19 protein-coding genes are annotated in these 19,287 nt (G+C 62.8%); 7 read left to right on the forward strand and 12 right to left on the reverse strand.

Annotation, left to right across the window (positions count from 1 at the left end):
* Positions 1-28 precede the first annotated feature (28 nt).
* The 5 genes from ACXYMS_RS17870 to ACXYMS_RS17890 all read right to left on the reverse strand — a co-directional run bounded on the left by ACXYMS_RS17870 (position 29) and on the right by ACXYMS_RS17890 (position 4,843).
* Positions 29-436 (reverse strand): (deoxy)nucleoside triphosphate pyrophosphohydrolase, encoded by a 408-nt coding sequence (locus ACXYMS_RS17870; protein ID WP_458908200.1) that lies wholly within the window; start codon positions 434-436, stop codon positions 29-31.
* Positions 433-1,182, reverse strand: coding sequence for a GNAT family N-acetyltransferase (locus tag ACXYMS_RS17875; RefSeq protein WP_458908201.1), 750 nt, complete (start codon positions 1,180-1,182; stop codon positions 433-435). The genes ACXYMS_RS17870 and ACXYMS_RS17875 overlap by 4 nt, the downstream gene beginning before the upstream one ends.
* 1 nt (position 1,183) lies before the next feature.
* On the reverse strand, positions 1,184-2,419 hold the full coding sequence (argJ, locus tag ACXYMS_RS17880) for a bifunctional glutamate N-acetyltransferase/amino-acid acetyltransferase ArgJ (protein WP_458908202.1): 1,236 nt from the start codon (positions 2,417-2,419) through the stop codon (positions 1,184-1,186).
* 96 nt (positions 2,420-2,515) lie between these two features.
* Positions 2,516-4,507, reverse strand: a complete 1,992-nt coding sequence (locus tag ACXYMS_RS17885) for a BCCT family transporter (protein ID WP_458908203.1) — start codon at positions 4,505-4,507, stop codon at positions 2,516-2,518.
* Positions 4,508-4,612: 105 nt separating this feature from the next.
* Positions 4,613-4,843 (reverse strand): hypothetical protein, encoded by a 231-nt coding sequence (locus ACXYMS_RS17890; RefSeq protein ID WP_458908204.1) that lies wholly within the window; start codon positions 4,841-4,843, stop codon positions 4,613-4,615.
* A gap of 99 nt (positions 4,844-4,942) precedes the next feature.
* On the opposite strand from ACXYMS_RS17890, the gene ACXYMS_RS17895 reads away from it, so the two are divergent.
* The gene (locus tag ACXYMS_RS17895) at positions 4,943-5,578 is read left to right on the forward strand and encodes a TetR/AcrR family transcriptional regulator (protein ID WP_458908205.1); all 636 of its coding nucleotides are present in this window, start codon (positions 4,943-4,945) and stop codon (positions 5,576-5,578) included.
* A gap of 56 nt (positions 5,579-5,634) precedes the next feature.
* On the opposite strand, the gene ACXYMS_RS17900 is transcribed toward ACXYMS_RS17895, so the two are convergent.
* Positions 5,635-6,561, reverse strand: coding sequence for a peptidylprolyl isomerase (locus tag ACXYMS_RS17900; RefSeq protein ID WP_458908206.1), 927 nt, complete (start codon positions 6,559-6,561; stop codon positions 5,635-5,637).
* Between the two features lie 411 nt (positions 6,562-6,972).
* Between ACXYMS_RS17900 and secA the strand changes: the two genes are divergently transcribed.
* A complete protein-coding gene (secA, locus tag ACXYMS_RS17905; protein WP_458908207.1) occupies positions 6,973-9,687 on the forward strand; it encodes a preprotein translocase subunit SecA in 2,715 nt (904 codons plus the stop codon).
* Between the two features lie 54 nt (positions 9,688-9,741).
* Here secA and ACXYMS_RS17910 read toward each other — a convergent pair whose 3' ends face one another.
* The 5 genes from ACXYMS_RS17910 to ACXYMS_RS17930 all read right to left on the reverse strand — a co-directional run bounded on the left by ACXYMS_RS17910 (position 9,742) and on the right by ACXYMS_RS17930 (position 14,060).
* The gene (locus ACXYMS_RS17910) at positions 9,742-10,434 is read right to left on the reverse strand and encodes a hypothetical protein (protein ID WP_458908208.1); all 693 of its coding nucleotides are present in this window, start codon (positions 10,432-10,434) and stop codon (positions 9,742-9,744) included.
* Positions 10,435-10,567: 133 nt separating this feature from the next.
* Positions 10,568-11,605, reverse strand: a complete 1,038-nt coding sequence (locus tag ACXYMS_RS17915) for a L,D-transpeptidase family protein (protein WP_458908209.1) — start codon at positions 11,603-11,605, stop codon at positions 10,568-10,570.
* Between the two features lie 219 nt (positions 11,606-11,824).
* Positions 11,825-12,778, reverse strand: coding sequence for an acetyl-CoA carboxylase carboxyltransferase subunit alpha (locus ACXYMS_RS17920; RefSeq protein WP_458908210.1), 954 nt, complete (start codon positions 12,776-12,778; stop codon positions 11,825-11,827).
* Positions 12,779-12,933: 155 nt separating this feature from the next.
* The gene (locus ACXYMS_RS17925) at positions 12,934-13,842 is read right to left on the reverse strand and encodes a site-specific tyrosine recombinase XerD (protein WP_458908212.1); all 909 of its coding nucleotides are present in this window, start codon (positions 13,840-13,842) and stop codon (positions 12,934-12,936) included.
* The gene (locus ACXYMS_RS17930; RefSeq protein ID WP_458908213.1) at positions 13,839-14,060 is read right to left on the reverse strand and encodes a hypothetical protein; all 222 of its coding nucleotides are present in this window, start codon (positions 14,058-14,060) and stop codon (positions 13,839-13,841) included. The genes ACXYMS_RS17925 and ACXYMS_RS17930 overlap by 4 nt, the downstream gene beginning before the upstream one ends.
* A gap of 167 nt (positions 14,061-14,227) precedes the next feature.
* On the opposite strand from ACXYMS_RS17930, the gene ACXYMS_RS17935 reads away from it, so the two are divergent.
* Genes ACXYMS_RS17935 through ACXYMS_RS17945 form a run of 3 tightly spaced genes read left to right on the forward strand, consistent with a single transcriptional unit; the run spans position 14,228 to position 17,225 of the window.
* Positions 14,228-14,812 carry a shikimate kinase gene (locus ACXYMS_RS17935; protein ID WP_458908214.1) on the forward strand — a complete coding sequence of 195 codons (585 nt, stop codon included), beginning with the start codon at positions 14,228-14,230 and terminating at the stop codon, positions 14,810-14,812.
* Positions 14,809-15,930: a 3-dehydroquinate synthase gene (gene aroB, locus ACXYMS_RS17940; protein ID WP_458908215.1), complete on the forward strand. Its 1,122-nt coding sequence runs from the start codon at positions 14,809-14,811 to the stop codon at positions 15,928-15,930. The genes ACXYMS_RS17935 and aroB overlap by 4 nt, the downstream gene beginning before the upstream one ends.
* Positions 15,927-17,225: an HlyC/CorC family transporter gene (locus tag ACXYMS_RS17945; protein WP_458908216.1), complete on the forward strand. Its 1,299-nt coding sequence runs from the start codon at positions 15,927-15,929 to the stop codon at positions 17,223-17,225. Before aroB ends, ACXYMS_RS17945 begins: the two co-directional genes overlap by 4 nt.
* On the opposite strand, the gene ACXYMS_RS17950 is transcribed toward ACXYMS_RS17945, so the two are convergent.
* Positions 17,226-17,495, reverse strand: a complete 270-nt coding sequence (locus ACXYMS_RS17950) for a BolA family protein (protein WP_458908217.1) — start codon at positions 17,493-17,495, stop codon at positions 17,226-17,228.
* A 43-nt stretch (positions 17,496-17,538) separates the two neighbouring features.
* On the opposite strand from ACXYMS_RS17950, the gene ACXYMS_RS17955 reads away from it, so the two are divergent.
* Together ACXYMS_RS17955 and cobS are read left to right on the forward strand one after the other, a co-directional pair.
* Positions 17,539-18,162, forward strand: a complete 624-nt coding sequence (locus ACXYMS_RS17955) for a J domain-containing protein (RefSeq protein WP_458908218.1) — start codon at positions 17,539-17,541, stop codon at positions 18,160-18,162.
* A gap of 116 nt (positions 18,163-18,278) precedes the next feature.
* The gene (cobS, locus tag ACXYMS_RS17960) at positions 18,279-19,262 is read left to right on the forward strand and encodes a cobaltochelatase subunit CobS (protein WP_458908219.1); all 984 of its coding nucleotides are present in this window, start codon (positions 18,279-18,281) and stop codon (positions 19,260-19,262) included.
* The last annotated feature ends 25 nt before the right edge of the window (positions 19,263-19,287 follow it).

Raw genomic sequence — 19,287 nt, forward strand, 5'->3', positions numbered from 1 at the left:
AAAGTCTGCACCTTTTGCTGATCACGCTCTAGAGTAGATCGCAAAGGGCTGCGATCAGTGGCTCGTCCGCCGGCGGCATCGGATAGTCACGCAGGGCCTGCGGGCGGACCCATTTGAGGGCCATGTGCTCGCGGGCCACCGGAGTTCCCTGCCATTTGCGGCAGACGTAAAGTGGCATCAACAGGTGAATGCTTTCGTAAGCGTGGCTGGCAAAGGAGAGTGGCGCCAGGCAGGCCTCGCGGGTTTCGATGGCCAGTTCCTCGGACAGTTCACGGATCAGCGCTGCCTCCGGCGTTTCCCCCGGTTCGACCTTGCCGCCGGGGAATTCCCATAGGCCTGCCATGGACTTACCCTCGGGGCGCTGGGCAATGAGCACGCGCCGGTCGGCATCGACCAGGGCGCAGGCGACGACGAGCAGGATGGGCTTGTCGGTCACGCTTGCGCTCCGGGAACGCGATAGTGGTAGTCGTACTGATGGGTATAGCCAAGGCCCTGGTACAGCGCCCTGGCCGCAATATTGTCGGCCTGCACATTGAGGGCGGCAAATCTGGCGCCTTCGCGCCTGGCCCAGGCCAGGCCGGAGCGCATCATGGCCGCTGCAAGGCCCTGGCGGCGACGCTGCGGGTCGGTCACGACATTGCCGGTCACGACGATGCCGTCCGCAATGGCCATGATGGAAGAGGCGACAGCGACCCCATCGCGGGTGAGGACCACGCCCACTGCGGGCACCTTGAGCACGGCAAGCAGGTTGGTCATGCCCGTCATGGCAGCAGCGTCATAGTTTTGCAGTCTTTGGGCCACGGCCAGGAATTTCGGGTCGAGCACGGGCAGGATTTCGGCATTGTCGTCTGCTTGGTGCTCTGCAAGTTCCATGGCCAGCAGGTGGCTGTGATCAAGCGTCTGCCAACCGGATTCGTCCAGGGTGGCGTTGAGTTCAGCGCTTGAAAGCGGGGTGATGCGAAAGACCGGGCGGATCTTGCGGATCACCATCCATGAGCACGCAGAGATCACCCGCAGGTCGGCGTCTTCGAAATCGTCAGGATCAAAACACTGGGTGGAATTGGCGCGCTTGGTGTAGCCGCCTGCGGCCCGGCGCACCCAGGCGCCATCCCATTTTTCCTCGATACCGGGCCAGGCCAATAGGCCTGCCCGTTCAATGGTCTGGGCGTCGGGCAGGCTCACGTCAGCTCCGGTAATCGCCATTGATGGTGATGTAGCCATGGGTCAGGTCGCAGGTATAGACCGTGGCGCGGCCTTCGCCGAGGCCGAGGCTGACGGTGAGTTCGAGATCCTCGCCCTTCATATAGGCGCTGGTGGCGGCCTCGTCATAGCCGGCGACGCGCTCGCCGTCCCTGGCCACCAGCAGATCGCCGAAGCGGATGGAAAGCCGGTCGCGGTCGGCCGGTTCGCCGGCCTTGCCCACGGCCATGACGACACGGCCCCAATTGGCGTCCTCGCCGGCAATGGCGGTCTTGACCAGGGGGCTATCGGCAATGGATTTGGCGATGCGGAAGGCGCTTTGGTCCGTGACGGCGCCCTCGACATGCACGGACACCTGCTTGGTGGCGCCTTCGCCGTCGCGCACCACATGGATGGCCAGTTCGAAAAGAACATCGAACAGCGCCTGCCCAAAAATCTCGGCACGCGGATCATCGAGGCTGAGGATTGGTTCGACCGCCGCCTTGCCGGTGGCAAAGGCCAGGAGCGTGTCGGAAGTCGAGGTGTCGCTGTCCACGGTGATGGCATTGAAGCTGGCCTGGTTGTGCCTGGCGAGAAGCGCCTGCAGCACATCGGCGGCGATGGGCATGTCCGTGACGACAAAGCTCAGCATGGTGGCCATGTCGGGGGCAATCATGCCCGAGCCCTTGGCGATGCCGTTGATCTTGACCTCGACCCCGTCGATCTCCAGCACGGCGCCGGAGAGCTTTGGATAGGTGTCGGTGGTCATGATGGCCCTGGCCGGCTCAATCCAGGGCGTGGCACCGAGACGGGTGGCACTCTGGTCCAGCACGCCGGCAAATTTGTTGGCATCAAGCGGCTCGCCGATGACGCCGGTGGAAGCGAGGAAAATTTCGCCTGTAGCGCAGTCCAGCGCCTTGGCGGCGATCTCGGCGGTCTGCTGCACGCTGTCCTTGCCCCTGATGCCCGTAAAGGCATTGGCATTGCCTGAATTGACAACTAGGCCCCGTGCCTTGCCGCCCGGCAGGTTGGCGCGGCACCAGTCGACGGCGGCCGAGGAGCATTTCGAGCGGGTCAGAACGCCAGCGGCCACCGTGCCCTCATCGAAGGCCATCAACAGCACATCGGTGCGGTTCTTGTACTTGATCCCGGCTTCGGCCGTGGCAAAGCGCACGCCCGCGATGGCGGGCAGGTCCGGATAGGATTTTGGAGCGAGGGGGGAAACCGGATGGGCGGCCATGAGACGAACCTTGAGCGGGCAAAACGCGGTGGGAAGGGTGTGCCCCAAAGCTGCGGCAGGCGCAAGACGCCCGCCGCAGACAGCAGTTCCGCTCGATCAGGTGCCGCTGGGATGCTCCGGCGCGGCATGCAGTATCTGGGAATCGGGGGAATGGACCAGGTGAAGGTAGCGCTCGAACTGCACCAGGACATCGGCGATGATCTGGTCGCGGTGCATGCCCATGATGTCATAGCCGCGGCCGCCGCTGGAGAAATAGGTGCGGGCCTCATAGCGCAGATCCGGCTTGCCGGCGTCCAGTGGTGCCAGGATGGGCAGCGGCTGGCTGCTGGTGCTGACGCCATAGACAAAGTCGCGCATGCCCTCAGCGGGCGCCCTAAGGGCGATGGCGCCGCCCTCTTCCTCGATCACCTCGGCAGGACGACCCCGCTGCGTGAGTTCGCTGGCGACCTGTTCAAGGGCCGGACGCACCTCCTTTGCCAGGAACTGATCGACATCGCCCTGGCCAGGCGCGCGCAGCATCAGGCCCAGCCGCCGCTGCCAGGTGATGCCCGCGGCCGGTTGGGCGGGGGCGAAGCCGGCATTGGCATGGGTGGTCTGCTGGGCCAGGTCGGCGCGCATGCCGATGTAAAGCGACCAGACCAGCGCCAGCATGACAAAGGTGAAGGGCAGGGCACTGGCAATGGTGGCCGATTGCAAGGCCCCCAATCCACCGGCCAGAAGCAGCGAGGCGGCCACGACCCCCTCGAGCACGCACCAGAAGACGCGCTGGCCGGTGGTGGTGGCAGTCTCGCCGCCGGCGGCGATGGAATCGACGACCAGGGAGCCAGAATCCGAGGAGGTGATGAAAAAGATTGCCACCAGCAGGATCGCAAGGGTTGAGGTGACGGCTGGGAAGGGGAGGTATTGGAAGAACTGGAAGAGCCCCACCGAGACGTCGTTGGCGATGGCGGTACCCAGTTCGCCTGCGGCCACGCCGGTATCGATGAAAATGGCGGTATTGCCGAAGACGGTCATCCAGAAAAAGGTGAAGCCCGCGGGGATGAACAGCACCGCGGTGACGAATTCGCGCACCGTACGGCCGCGCGAGATGCGGGCGATGAACATGCCGACAAAGGGCGACCAGGAAATCCACCAGGCCCAGTAGAACAGGGTCCAGCCATCGATCCAGGGCGTGGGTTCATAGGCGTAGATGTTGAAGGTGCGCAGCACCAGCGTGTCGAGATAAAGACCCAGATTCTGCACGAAATCGCGGAAGAGATCGGCCGTGGGGCCGAAGACCAGCACGAAGATCATGAGCAGGATGGCCACCACCAGATTGGTCTCGGAGAGGATGCGCACACCCTTGTCGAGGCCTGTGACCACCGAGACCGTGGCCAGCGCGGTGATGCCGGCAATCAGCGGCAATTGTACCATGGGCCCCACGGGCATTCCGAGCAGGTAGTTGAGTCCGGCATTGATCTGGGAAACCCCAAGGCCCAGGGATGTGGCAATGCCGAACATGGTGCCGACAATGGCGAAGATATCGACCGCGTGTCCGATGGGCCCGTTGATGCGCTCCTTGAGCAGGGGGTAGAGGCCCGAGCGGATGGTGAGCGGCAGATTGTAGCGATAGCCGAAATAGGCCAGGGACAGGCCGACAACCGCGTAGATGCCCCAGGCGTGGATGCCCCAGTGGAAGAAGGTCACGCTCATCGCCTCGCGCATGGCTTCCACGGTGCGCGGCTCGGCTGTCGGGGGCGCCATGAAATGGGTCATGGGCTCGCCTACGGCATAGAACATCAGGCCGATGCCCATGCCGGCGGCGAAGAGCATGGCAATCCATGAGGTGAACTTGAAGTCGGGGGTGGAATCGTCTGGGCCGAGCTTCAGCCGGCCGAAGCGGCCCAGGCACAGAAGCAGCACGGTGACCAGGAAAATGCCAACGGACAGGAGGTAGAGCCAGCCGAAGCTGGTGAGGATGCCCGCTTGCAAGGCACTGAAGAACTCGCTCGCGCCACTGGGAAAAACCACGCCAACGGCCAGAAAGAGGCCGATGATGATCACCGAGCCGAAAAAGACCGGCGGATTGATAACGAAGCTTTTGAACATGGTGCCCCCCTCATGACGCTCAGTGACTAAAGCATGAGGGGCACCGAAGTTCCAAATTGCGTCCTGGCGGGAGAGCGCAACGCGCGCCCGGCGTAACCGGTTGCATCACACCGGGAGCGGTTTGCGGCCGGCAATGAACTCAGAAAAGCGCCTGTTGATGAAGGGCACGACGAGCAGGACAATTGTCGCCGACATCATCGGGACCAGGATCAGGCTGCGCTGCCAAATTTCCCAGCCATTGGTGAGGGGCATCAGCACATAGAGATAGAGGGTCACCACCGGATAGACCGAAAGGGTCATCAACAGGGTGAGGCGAAGGCGGGCGGGGAGGGACATCGGAAACTCCTATCGAAACGCTACGTTTCGTTTTATAACCGAAACGAGCCGTTTCGTTCAAGTCTTTTCTTCGAGGATGTTCTGGGGCATGTTGGGGGCATGAAACCAGACGCTGAAACTATTCCTGTCGCGCCTGACGAGGAGGACAATGCCCGCCGCTCCATCGGGGCGCGCCGCAATCCGGCCAGCCAGGAGGCGATCCTGGATGCGGCCGAGGCGCTGCTGCGGGAAAGCGGCATTGCCGGCTTTTCCATCGAGGCAGTGGCGCGGCGGGCGCGGGCGGGCAAGCCCACCATCTATCGCTGGTGGCCGCACCGCACGGCGCTGATGCTGGACGTCTACAAGCGCTTCAAAAACGCCAAAAGCTTCCCCGATACCGGCACGCTGCGCGGCGATCTCAGCGATTTTCTCGTCAATCACCTGCTCGGTTTCTGGAAGGACAGTCTCTGCGGCACGGTCTATCGGGCAGTGGTGGCCGAAGCCCAGACCGATGCCGGGGCCGCCGAGGTACTCCTGGCCTATCAGCATGAACGCAAGCTTTACGCGGCGCGCATCATCGAGCGGGCCAGGGCGCGGGGCGAGGTGCCCGAAGAGACCGATGCGGCGCTGGTGATCGACCTTGTCGTCTCCTATGCCTGGCACCAATTGCTGCTGGGACAGCTGGAAGAGGCGCTCGGCAAGGCGCCTGACGTGGTCGACATGATCCTTCGTGGCGTGCCGGTCTATCATGGATAGCAAAGAAAAAGCCCGGCGCGATGGCCGGGCCTGGTTTCCGTTCGGCAGTAGCCGGCTTACTCGGTCGGGGGTGTGCTTGCCGCACCGGCCTCGGCGGCTTCCTGGGCGTCGAATTTGGCCTTGAGGTCGGGATCGACAATATCAACCGTAACACCCGACATCAGCTCGTCGACCTTGGCCGTGAAGGTATCCATCAGCAGCTGGTTCTGGATCTGGGGGGCGACCTGTTCGAAAGCCGGCGGCGCCGACTGGCGCTTTTCGGCCAGCTTGATGATGTGCCAGCCGAACTGGGACTGGACGGGCGCGGAAACGTCGCCTGTTTCGGCGAGCCCAAAGGCGGCCTCCTCGAAGGGCTCAACCATCATGCCGCGGCCGAAAAAGCCGAGGTCGCCACCATTGGCAGCACCGGGGTCGATGGAATGCTCGCGGGCCAGCGCGGCAAAATCGGCGCCACCGTCGACCTTGGCCTTGAGGTCATTGGCCAGGTCTTCGCTTTCCACCAGGATGTGGCTGGCGCGAATTTCCTCGACCGGCGCGAACTGGGCGACATAGGCGTCATATTCGGCCTGCACGGCCTCCTGGGTGACGGAGCCGGCGATGGCTTCGGCAAAATAGGCGCGGCGCAGGGCTCGTTCCTCAAGATAGGTCTTGCGCTGGGCGAAGATCTCGGTCTGGTCCATGCCGGCTTCGCGGGCGGCCTTCGACATGACCTTCATGTCGATGAGGATGCGCACGAGGAAAGCGCGGCGCTCCTCGGGCGGCATCTGGGCCAGGTCCTGGGCCATGTCCTCGGCGGCAAAGGCCAAGTCTCCTTCGGTGATGCTTTCATCGCCGACAGTTGCAACGACGGTGCCTGGGTCCACCGCCTCGGCTGCCACTGCGGGCGCGGTGCTGTCCTGGGCGAAGACCGAAAGTGCCGGAGCGGCAGTGAGCAGGACGGCGAGGCTGGCGGCGCGCAGCAGGCGCTGGGTCGTGTTCGACATGGGATCACTTGTCTCCTTGGCCGGCCAGAAACGGGCTCGCCAGCATGGTCTGAAAATCTCCGGCACTCCGCTGGCATGGCAAGGGGGCCAAAATGTGCCAGCCCGTGAGGCGATCACCCAGTTGTCATCCGGGACCGCCATGCCATTCGAGCCAGAGGGTCGGGAAGGTGTCGCCCATTTCCGATACGTTGACAAGCCTGACACCCACTCTTACATCTCACCCGCTTTTCATTGAGCATGAGACTGCTGTTGCGCCTTTATAAGTGTTCACAGGCCATGCGCTAATTCCGCTCTCGGGAACCGAGAAGGGTTCCCCAAGTTGTGACGAGGCGAAACGAGGCCCGCCAGCGCCTGCACTTGCAGGTCGCCCGCCCCATTGCCCCGCCGCTCACAAACAAAGGACCACAAACAATGGCACTTGCTTCGCTTGCCCGGAAAATATTCGGGTCACCGTCGGACAGGCAGGTCAAGCGGTATCAGGGCAAGGTGGCAGCGATCAACGCGCTGGAGCCCGAGCTGGTCAAACTCAGCGACGAAGAGCTCAGGGCCCGCACGGCAGAGTTCAAGGCCCAGATCGAACAGGGCGCCAAGCTGGACGACCTGATCGTGCCGGCCTTTGCCACGGTGCGCGAGGCCAGCAAGCGCGTGCTGGGCATGCGGCACTTCGATGTGCAGCTGATCGGCGGCATGGTCATGAACGACAGCTCGATCGCCGAAATGCGGACCGGCGAAGGCAAGACGTTGGTGGCCACCCTGCCGCTCTATCTCAATGCGCTGGCCGGCAAGGGCGCGCATCTGGTCACCGTCAACGACTATCTGGTGCGGCGCGATGCGCAGTGGATGGGCCAGATCTACAATTTCCTGGGCCTTTCCTATGGCATCATCGTGCACGGCGTTACCGATGCCGAGCGCAAGGCGGCCTATGCCGCCGACATCACCTATGGCACCAATAACGAATTGGGGTTCGACTACCTGCGCGACAATATGAAATATACCCGCGCCCAGATGGTGCAGCGGGGTCATGAGTTCGCCATTGTCGACGAAGTTGACTCGATCCTGATCGACGAGGCGCGGACGCCGCTCATCATTTCGGGTCCGTCCGAGGACCGCTCCGAGCTCTATATGAAAATCGACGCGATGATGCCGATCATCGAAGAGGGCGATTTCGAGCTCGAGGAAAAGCATCGCTCGGCGACCTTCACCGACCAGGGTGTGGAAAAGCTGGAAGCTGCCTTTGCCGAGGCCGGGATGCTCAAGGGCGAGTCGATGTATGACGTGGAAAACGTCGCCCTGGTGCATCACGCCAATTCGGCGCTGCGGGCTCACAAGCTGTTCCGCAAGGACAAGGACTATATCGTGCGCGAGACCCCCGAAGGGGGCGAAGTGGTCATCATCGACGAGTTTTCGGGCCGTATGATGCCGGGCCGCCGCTATTCGGAAGGGCTGCACCAGGCGCTTGAGGCCAAGGAAAAGGTCAAGATCCAGGCCGAGAACCAGACCCTGGCCTCGATCACCTTCCAAAACTATTTCCGTCTCTACAAGCGGCTGGCCGGCATGACCGGTACAGCCCTGACCGAGGCTGAGGAATTTGCCGACATCTACAAGCTGGGCGTTACCACTGTGCCGACCAATGTGCCGGTGCAGCGCATCGACGAGGACGACGCCATTTTCCGCACTGCGGAGGAAAAATTCGACGCTATCGCCGACCTGATCAAGGAATGCCAGGACCGGGGCCAGCCGGTGCTGGTGGGCACGACCTCGATCGAGAAATCGGAAATGCTGGCGGATATCCTGCGCAAGAAGAATGTCGGCCAGATGAACGTGCTCAATGCCCGCCATCACGAGCAGGAGGCCTTTATCGTGGCCGATGCCGGCCTGCCGGGCGCCATTACCATTGCCACCAACATGGCCGGCCGCGGCACCGATATCCAGCTGGGCGGTAATCTCGAAATGCGCATCGAGCGCGAGGCGGGCGAGCTCGAAGGCGAGGTTCGCGATGCCAAGATTGCCCAGATCAAGGAAAAGATCGCCGAGGACAAGGCCAAGGCACTGGCAGCCGGCGGCCTGATGGTGATCGGCACCGAGCGGCATGAAAGCCGCCGTATCGACAACCAGCTGCGCGGCCGTTCCGGGCGCCAGGGCGATCCGGGGCATTCGAAGTTCTTCCTGTCGCTTCAGGACGACCTGATGCGCATCTTCCCGGTCGAGAGCATGGATTCCATGCTGGGCAAGCTGGGGCTGGAGCAGGGCGAAAGCATTACCCACCCCTGGGTCACCAAGGCCATCGAGCGGGCGCAGGGCAAGGTCGAGGCGCGCAATTTCGATATCCGCAAGAACATCCTCAAATATGACGACGTGATGAATGATCAGCGCAAGGTGATCTTCGAGCAACGTCTTGAATTCATGGATGAAGAGGATGTCAGCGAGACCATCACCGAGATGCGCCATGGCGTCGTCGCCAATGTGGTCAGCAAGGCCATCCCGCCGCGCTCCTTCCCCGAGCAGTGGAATGTTGAACAACTGGCCGCCGCGGCCAAGACCTATCTCAATGTCGAAATTCCCGCTGCCGAATGGGCACAGGAAGAAGGCATAGACGCCGAAACGGTCGAGGACCGGTTGCGCGATGTGGCTGACGCCCATATTGCCGCCAAGGAAGAGAAATACTCGCCCTCGATCATGCGCCAGGTGGAAAAATCCATTCTGCTGCAATCGGTGGACGGGCTTTGGCGCGAACACCTAGTGATGCTTGATCACCTCAGCAAGGTGGTGGGCTGGCGCGGCATCGCCCAGCGCGATCCGCTCAATGAATACAAGCAGGAAGCCTATGAGCTGTTCCAGGCCATGCTGGGGAATTTGCGCGAACTGGTGACCACCCAGATCAGCCATGTGGAGCTGCAGATCCGCCAGCAGGAGCCGCCACCGCCGCCGGCGCTGGACGTGTCGAAGCTCACCGAAACTCATATCGATCCGCTGACCGGCGAAAATGACGCCGCCGGCGAGGCCGTGGCGAATTTTGACGGGCTGCCGCCGGTTGACCCCAAGCTGTTGATCGGCGTGTCGCGCAACGCACCCTGTCCCTGCGGCTCGGGCAAGAAGTTCAAGCACTGCCACGGCGCGTTTGCCTGAGCGGGATTGCGATGAAACGACAGGGCGGCCTTCGGGCCGCCTTTTTTTGTTGGCTCAGCAGCTGACCCGGATTTCAGCGTAGCCGGTCAATCCCTCGTCGCCGCCGGAGGTGACCGAGAGCATACAGGCGCTGCCGGCCAGCGGCGTGGTGCCGCCGGAGGCCACCGAGGTGCCGTCGGCAAGGGTGATATAGCCATTGTCGACGACGCTCACCGCGACTTCGGCGGACTGTCCGCAGATGGGATAGCTGTCGCCGGCCGCGACCAGCAGGCGCATGCCGTCGGGCAGGCAATCCTCGGGGGCGCTGGTCGATGTAGTCGGCGGGAACAGGGGAGCCGTCGGGTCGGTGCCCGGCATGGGGACGCTATCGCCGCGCGCGCCTGTTTCAAGCGCGGTGAGACGGGTTTCGAGGTCGGTGAGGTCTGTGGCGCTGCCTGTGCCGTTGCGGGCATAGAGATCAAGGCTTACCCGCAATTGCGCCAGTTCGGTCGAGAGACGCAGGATTTCGCGCTGCCCTTCGCCATAGGTCCAGATGCTGAAGCCAAGGGCGCCAAGCCCCAGTACCAGACCTCCTGCTGCAAGGAGCAGCGGCCAGCGAGCCATGGGGTGGCTGGCGGTCGCAGGGGCGCCAGGCTCGCGCTCCGGCACATCCCGGCCGGCAGCACCGTCGAGGCGTGAGGGACGCATCTCGGGGGTCAGCGTGATCCGGGCGCCGTCCTGAGATTGTGCGCTCTGGGGCTGATCCACGACATGTCTCCGATAGGGGTATTATCGCCTTCCCACCCAAGTGGGGCCAAAGCGGGGCCGCCGCAAGGCCGGGTCAGTCTAGGGCATGGGCGTCCTTATCGCGACACCGGGTCCGTCACTTTTTGCCGGAACCTCAGGGGCGCTGGCTGGCCGGCGTGGGCAGGGTGGCCGGCTTGCCGGACATGACTGGGGCAATATTGGGATCCTGGCCTGCCTTGCCGCCAAAGAGGCCGCCAATGCCCGAGCCGATGCCGCTGAAAAAGCCATTGACCGCGGCTTCGCGCTCCTTGAGCGCGGCCTCCTCGGCGCGCTTGCGTTCGGCTGCCTTCTGCGCGGCATCCGCCTTGGCGGCGAGATCGGCCTCGTCTGCCTGGAGCTTGGCCGAGAGGGCGGCGTTATGCACCGAAGGGGGGCAGGCGCCGGCGGCGTTGAGCGCGCCCGAGCCGGCGGGATTGAAGATATATTGCTTCTCGCACACGTCCCAAACAGGCGGAGATTTGGTCAGCTCAAAATAATCGTGGCCTTCCTTGATGTCCTTCCAGAAATCCATGTGCTGGCTGGTGGCATGCCTGGCCATGTTTGCCGTGGTCATGCGGAAGGGGAAGATCTGGAGCTGGAAGCTGGTATTGCCGCCCTTGAAGGTCTCGCGTGCCAGAGCATAGATCTCGGCAATGCCGGCATCGGTCATGGCGTAGCAGCCGCGCGAGGAGCAATCGCCATGCACCATCAAGTCCGAGCCGGTGCGGCCATGGACGCGGTCGAACTTGTTGGGAAAGCCGGTATTGAAGGCCAGGAAATAGTTCGAGCGCGGATTCATCAGGCCGGGCGTGATCGTGTAGAAGCCCTCCGGGCTCTGGCGGTCGCCTTCTCGGAACTTGGGACCCAGATCGCCGGAGTAGGCGCAGATCTCATAGGTCTTGAAATGCTTGTAGGTGCCCGAAGCGGTCTTCTTCCAGACCTCAAGGATCGATTCTTCCTTGAAGATGCGTACCACCATGCCCTCATTGGGCGATGATCCCATATTGCGCAGACCCTGCACAACGCTGCCGGCCAGCGGGACATTATGGCGGTTGTCGCCGCCCTTGACGAAATTGGAGCAGGCGGCAAGGCCAACAGCCAGCCAGAGCAGGATGACGATGGCGCCAAAGCGATGGAAAAGGGTGGCAGTCAAAAAGGTTCAGCCCGTCACAAAGGAACGCCCGGTCCCGGGCAATAGGTTAGCGCAATATGAGCCGATGCGGTGAAGGAAGCCTTTACCACGGCGCGCTAGGCGCCGGAAGCGGGCGGTGATCACGGCGATGTGTGGTCAGGGTTTCGGCGCTCAGTACCGGACGTCGCCCTCGGACCTCGGGCCGAGAGTGACGATTTGAGGAGATGTCGAGGCCTGAGCCTAAAGATTCGTGCCGATCGCCAGGAACTTCTCGCGGCGGTGCTCGCGGGTTTCCAGCCGCGACTTGCCGGCAAAGTCCTTGAGGAACCTGTCGAGGGCGGCGCGGGTGGCGTCCATGATGACGCCATGGTGGCGATGGGCGCCGCCGGCAGGCTCGGGGATAATGGCGTCGATGACGCCAAAGCCGAGCAGGTCCTGGGCGGTGATCTTCTGGGCGGTGGCCATATCCTGCGCCTTGGCGGCGTCACGGAAGAGAATGGAGGCGCCTGCCTCGGGGGAAATCACCGAATAGATCGAGTTCTCCAGCATCAGCACGCGATTGGCGGTGGCGATGGCAATGGCTCCGCCCGAGCCGCCCTCACCGATGATGATGGCGATATTGGGCACACCCAGTTCGAGGCCCTTTTCGGTGGAACGGGCAATGGCCTCGGCCTGGCCGCGTTCCTCGGCGCCAATGCCGGGATAGGCGCCGGCGGTGTCGACAAAGGAGATGACGGGGACCGAGAAGCGGTCGGCCATGTCCATGATGCGGACGGCCTTGCGATAGCCCTCGGGATTGGCCATGCCGAAATTGTGCTTGAGGCGGGTTTCGGTCGAATTGCCCTTTTCCTGGCCGAGAATGGCGACCGGCACGCCGTTGAAGCGCCCGAAGCCGGCCTGGAGGGCCGCGTCTTCGCCGAACTTGCGGTCGCCGGCAAGCGGTGTCCATTCGGTGATCAGCGTGCGCACATAATCGGAAAAATGCGGGCGCTGCGGATGGCGGGCGACCTGCGTCTTCTGCCAGGGCGTGAGCTTACGGTAGATCTCGACCAGCGCCTCATCGGCACGGGCTGAGAGCCGGTTCACCTCCTCGTCGATGGACACGGCCTGATCGCCCTGTGCCATTGACTTCAGTTCGGCGATCTTGGCTTCAAGATCGGCGACCGGCTTTTCAAAATCGAGATAAGACTGCATCCCACCGCCCGTAAGGGTCATTGTTTTGGCAACAGGCCTGCGGCCCATGCATCATGGCCCGCTGCTCTTGCGCCTTAAAGTGGCCGGAAAGTGGCGAGGGAGCAATGGCAAGTCAAGCTTTGGAGCCGAAATGGTTGGGATTTCGTGACGATGGTTCAGCCATTGGCCAGCGGATGGTGGCTTTCCACCAGATTGCGCAGCTTTTCATCGAGGACGTGGGTGTAGATCTGGGTTGTGGAAATATCGGCATGGCCGAGTAGCATCTGGACCACCCGCAGGTCGGCGCCACCGGCCAGCAGATGGCTGGCAAAGGCGTGGCGCAGCACATGGGGCGCCACGCGGGCCGCTGAAATTCCGGCGCGGGCGGCGAGTGACTTGAGGTCGCGGGCAAAGACCTGGCGGCTGAGATAGCCATCCTCGCCCTTGGCCGGAAAGAGGAAGGGGCCGGGGGGTAGATTGGCGATCCAGGCGCGCACGGCATCGCGGGCGCGGTCGTTCATAGGGACGACCCGTTCCTTGTTGCCCTTGCCAATGACGGTGATGAAGGCGCTGTCGCGCATCACGGCGGCGCGCCTTAGGCTCACCAGTTCGGAGACGCGCAGGCCCGTGGCATAGAGCATTTCGAGCAGCACGTAGAGGCGCTGGGCCGCGAGCTGCTTCTGCGGGCTGTCGGACGCATTGGCCTCGGTTTCGGCCAGGGTCAACAGGCGGTCGACCTCGGCCAGCGAGAGCACCTTGGGCAGGGCGCGACGGGATTTTGGGCTGGAGACGATGCGGGTGGGATCATCGACGCGCAATCCGTCGGCGCAGAGAAATTTGTGGAACTGGCGCACCGCCGAAAGTCGCCTGGCGCTGGAGGAGGCCGAAAGCCCCTCGGTCTTGAGATCATCGAGCCAGGCCGTGACGGTATCGCGCGGGGCGGTCAGCAGCGTCTGCCCCTGGCTGGAGACAAAGGCAGAATAATGGGTGAGATCGCGCCGATAGGCCTCAATGGTATTGGCCGCGGCGCCGCGTTCGGCGCTCATCATTTCAAGAAAACCGGCGATCAGGTGCCCGCCGTTCATTGACCGGTACTGGGCTCGGAGGTGACATTGGGTTGGGGCAGGCCGGCGGCTGCGCCGGGACGGGAGGCCTCGGTTTCGCCCAGCAGTTCGCGGGTGGGCACGCGCTGGCTGACCTCCTTGGGGGTCGGTTTAACGAATGTGACCAGCGCAAACATGCTGGCAAATGCCAGGCCTGCCAGAAAGATCAGAGTGATGAACAGGCGTATCAGGGAGGGCATCGTCGTTCCAAGAGGTCTTGTGGGCGCAAGACTAGGGCCAAATGGTTGCAGTTCTGTTGTTGGGCGCAGTGTCGCGCAAATCGGGGTACGGGATCAACCGGGTGTGCTGCGCTTGACAGGCCGGGCCCGGACCGGTTGATAGCGGCGATGAGCGGAGGGCGCGGCAGGTGAGCAGAAGCGATGGCGGCGGACGGCAGGGCCGGGCCAAGGCGCTGGCCAGCCGGCTGGGTGGAAAACCGCTGGTGCTGGTGGGCATGATGGGGGCCGGCAAGACCACCGTGGGCCGGCGCCTGGCCAGCCGGTTGGGCCGCCAGTTCATCGACAGCGACGAGGAAATCGAACGCGCCGCACAGATGAGCATTCCCGAGATCTTCGAGCAGCGGGGCGAAAGCGAGTTCCGTACCGGCGAGATGCGGGTGATCGCGCGGCTGCTCAAGGAAAAGGATGTCGTGCTGGCTACGGGCGGCGGCGCCTTCGTCAACGATGACACGCGGGCCCTGGTCAAGCGTGCAGCGGTGTCGGTGTGGCTCAAGGCTGATCTCGAGGTGCTGTTCGAGCGGGTATCGCGCCGCGCCAACCGGCCGCTGCTCAAAACCGCCGATCCACGCGGAACGCTCGAAAAGCTGATCGCGGATCGCTACCCGCTTTATCAGGAGGCAGACATTACGGTCATCAGCCGCGATGTGCCGCAGGACAATGTTGCAGGCGATGTGATTGTCGCGCTGCTCGATCATCTCAAAACCCAGGCATGACCATGGCCCGCATCGACCACACAGTTCACGTTGCGCTCGGGGCACGGGCCTATGACATTCTCATCGGTCCCCGGCTGATCGACGAAGCCGGGGCTATCCTCAGAGAAAAATTTCCGGGTTGCCGCTATGGCATCGTCACCGACGAGACGGTCGCTGCAGCGCAATTGCCGCGTCTTGTTGCAAGTCTGGATGCTGCGGGCCTCTCCCATGACACCATAGTCCTGCCCGCGGGCGAGGCAACCAAGAGCTATGCCATGCTCGAAAAGGTGGTCGAGGGCCTGCTCGCAGCCAAGCTCGAGCGCGGCGACCTGGTGATTGCGCTGGGCGGCGGGGTCATTGGCGACCTGGCCGGGTTCGCCGCCTCGGTGACGCGGCGCGGCATGGACTTCGTGCAGATCCCTACCTCGCTTCTGGCGCAGGTGGATTCCTCGGTGGGTGGCAAGACTGGGATCAACTCACCGCATGGCAAGAACCTGGTCGGCGCCTTTCACCAGCCTAAACTGGTGCTGGCCGATCTTTCGGCGCTTGACACGCTGGCGCCGCGCCAGTTTGCCGCCGGATATGCTGAAGTGGTCAAATATGGGCTGATTGACGACCCGGATTTTTTCGAATGGCTCGAAGCCAACCGCGCCGAGATCTTTGCAGGGGGACCGGCACGAGGCGAGGCCGTGGCGCGCTGCTGCGCCCACAAGGCACGCGTGGTGATCGAAGACGAGAAGGAAACCGGGGTTCGCGCCCTTCTCAATCTCGGCCATACTTTCGGGCATGCGCTGGAAAAGGACACCGGCTATTCCGACCGGCTGCTGCATGGCGAGGGCGTTGCCGTGGGCATGGTGCTGGCGCATGGCTTTTCCAATCGTCTGGGGTTGGCGCCTGGACAGGATACGGGCCGGGTCGCGGCGCATCTGAAACTTGCCGGCCTGCCCACGCGGCTGGACGATATTCCCGGCGCGCTGGGGTCCACCGATGCGCTGATGGCCGCCATTGCCCAGGACAAGAAGGTTTCGCGCGGAGCGCTGACCTTCATTCTGACCCGTGGCATTGGCCAGGCGTTTATCGAGAAGAATGTGAGCCCGGACGCGGTTCGGAGCTATCTTGAGGAGATGCGCACATCATGAGCATTGCATTGTGGCTGACCTCGGCCGGGATTCTCGTTCTCCTGGCCATGAGCTTCTTCTTTTCCGGCTCGGAGACCGCGCTGACCGCCGCTTCGCGTGCCCGCATGCACCAATTGTCGCGCTCCGGCGACAAGCGCGCGGCCCTGGTGGAACGGCTGTCCGCCGACAAGGAGCGGCTGATCGGGGCCATTCTTCTGGGCAATAATATCGTCAACATCCTCGCCTCGACCCTTGCCGCCAGCGTGCTGATCGCGCTTTTTGGCGAGGCCGGAATCGCTTACGCAACCATCGCCATGACAGCGGCGGTGGTGGTCTTTTCCGAAGTGCTGCCAAAGACCCTGGCTTTGATGCGACCCGATGGCTTTGCGCTGGGCGTGGCGCCTGTCATCCGGGTGGTGGTGGTGATCTTTGCGCCGGTCACTCTGGCCGTCCAGGCCATCGTCAACGCCATCCTGAAGCTGTTCGGCCTCGACGCCAGCAATGTCAGCGCCATTTCGGGGCATGACGAAATCCGCGGCACGCTGGACCTGCTGCACTCCGAAGGCGAAGTGGTCAAGGGCGACCGTGACATGCTGGGCGGGCTGCTCGACCTGCGTGACCTGGTGGTCAGCGACGTGATGGTGCACCGCACCCAGATGCTGGCGCTCGATGTCACCATGGGCGCCGACGACCTGGTCAAGGCGGTGCTGGAAAGCGCCTATACCCGTATCCCGCTCTACCAGGGCGAGACGGATGACATTGTCGGCATCATCCATGCGAAAGACGTGCTGCGTGCCCTGATGGCGGCCAATGGCGATGCCAGCAAGGTCGACATCCGCCAGATCATGACCAAGCCTTGGTTCATCCCCCAATCGACCGCGGTCCAGGTGCAGTTGACGGCCTTTCTCAAGCGCCATTCACATATGGCGCTGGTGCTCGATGAATATGGCGTGCTCGAAGGCCTGGTCACGCTCGAAGACATCATCGAGGAGATCGTCGGCGACATTTCCGACGAACATGACGAGCCCGATGACGAGGCGGTGTTCGGCATCGACAAGCAGGACGATGGCAGCTTCATTATCGATGCAAGCATTGCCATTCGCGATCTCAACCGCCTGCTTGACTGGGATCTGCCCGACGAGAGGGCCAACACGCTGGCCGGCATCGTCATCAACGCAGCCAAGCTGATCCCCGAGCCGGGGCACGAAGTGAGCGCGCACGGCTTTACCTTCCGCGTGCTGGAACGGGACCGGCAGCGCGTTTCCAAGGTTCGGATCACCCCGCAACAGCAGGGTGGCGGAGCTTCGGCGAGTTGACTATATGGAAGCAGACGGCAGCACCTCGATGGCGAGGGCATGCACACTGGCCTTCAATTCATCGTCAAGCGCGCTCATCACCGCCCGGTGTTGCGCAACGCGGCTCAGGCCGTCAAAATCACGGGTCGCGATTCTGACACGAAAATGGGTTTCACCACCCTCGCGCCAGCCGGCATGGCCGTGATGGCTTTGAGATTCATCAATCACCTCCAGGTGGAGGGGAGCAAATTTTTCGCTGAGCTTGGCGTGGATCGTGTCCGTCATGGACATGGTAGTCGGCTCCGAGACTGGTTTTGAGACCTAATTAGGCGCAATGAAAACGCAATCCAAGCTCTTCGATAATATTCGTATCCGGTCGCGCCGCGAGGAAAAGCCCGCAGAGGCCAGTGTAACCTGCGACTGGGAAGGTTGCGAGGAGCCGGGTGAATACAAGGCGCCAAAGGGCGTTCGCTCCGAGGGCCAGTATCACAATTTCTGCCTTGAGCATGTGCGGCACTACAATAAGGCCTTCAACTTCTTTGCCGGCATGAGCCCGGACGAGCTGGACGAGGCGCTGCACGCGCCGCCTAAGGCCGATTCCCGTTCGAGCTTTGCCACCGGCAATCCCAATACTGCGCGGGCCGCCGGGCGGCAGGGAGGCGCAACTGGCGACAAGTATGGCGATCCGTTCGGCGTCTTCGCCCGCTATCGCTACCAGCAGTCCAAGCGTCCTGCCGCCGAGCGAGTGAAGCCTCTCAACGAGCCGGACAGGCGGGCGCTGGAAACGCTGGGGATCATGGGTCATGCCAAGTCCGACGAGATCAAGGCGGCCTACAAGGGCCTGGTCAAGAAGCACCATCCAGACGTCAATGGGGGCGATGCTTCATCGGAAGAGCGCCTGCGCTCGGTGATCGCGGCCTATACGCACCTGAAAAAGATGGGGTTCGTGGTGCGCTGACCCATGCCCGGTGGGCATCGGCGCGCCGCCATCCCAAGGCTACCCGCACCGTCACATTGCTGCTATAGAGCCACCGCCTTCCAAGATTTTCTTTCCGCATTTCCAAGAGCCCGACCATGACTGAATTCGCCAACCTGCCTGACACCGAGTACAAGGCTCGGGACCTTTTCGGCATCGATACCGACATGGTGGTCAAGGGTTACAAGGATCGCTCCGAGCATGTGCCGCCGATCGACCCGGACTATCTGTTCGATCGCAACACCACGCTGGCGATCCTGGCGGGTTTCGCGCATAACCGACGCGTCATGGTGCAGGGCTATCACGGCACCGGCAAGTCGACCCATATCGAGCAGGTCGCCGCCCGGCTGAACTGGCCGCTGGTGCGCGTCAATCTCGACAGCCATGTGAGCCGTATCGATCTCGTCGGCAAGGACGCGATCGTGCTCAAGGACGGCAAGCAGATCACCGAATTCCGTGACGGCATCCTGCCCTGGGCGGTGCAGAACAATGTGGCTCTGGTGTTCGACGAATATGATGCCGGGCGCCCGGACGTGATGTTCGTGATCCAGCGCGTGCTGGAACAGTCGGGCCGGCTGACGCTGCTCGACCAGAACCGCGTCATCGTCCCGCATCCGGCGTTCCGGCTGTTCTCGACCACCAATACGATTGGCCTGGGCGACACGTCGGGCCTCTATCACGGCACCCAGCAGATTAACCAGGGCCAGATGGACCGCTGGAGCCTGGTGACGACGCTCAACTACTTGCCGCATGACAAGGAAGTCGGGATCGTCCTGGCCAAGAACAAGGCCTATGGCGAGACCGAGAAGGGCAAGAAGCAGATTGCCAATATGGTGCGTCTGGCCGACCTCACCCGTTCGGCCTTCATCAATGGCGATGTCTCGACCGTCATGTCGCCCCGTACCGTCATCACCTGGGCCGAGAACGCCCAGATCTTCAATGGCGATATCGGCTTCTCCTTCCGGCTGACCTTCCTCAACAAGTGCGACGAGCTCGAACGTCCGGTGGTGGCCGAGTTCTACCAGCGAGTGTTCGGCGAAGACTTGCCGGAAAGCTCCGCCAATCTGGCAGTGATGGCTTAATCCAGCGCGCACGACCTCGCCCTTC

The sequence above is a fragment of the Devosia sp. CAU 1758 genome, assembly GCF_054482695.1.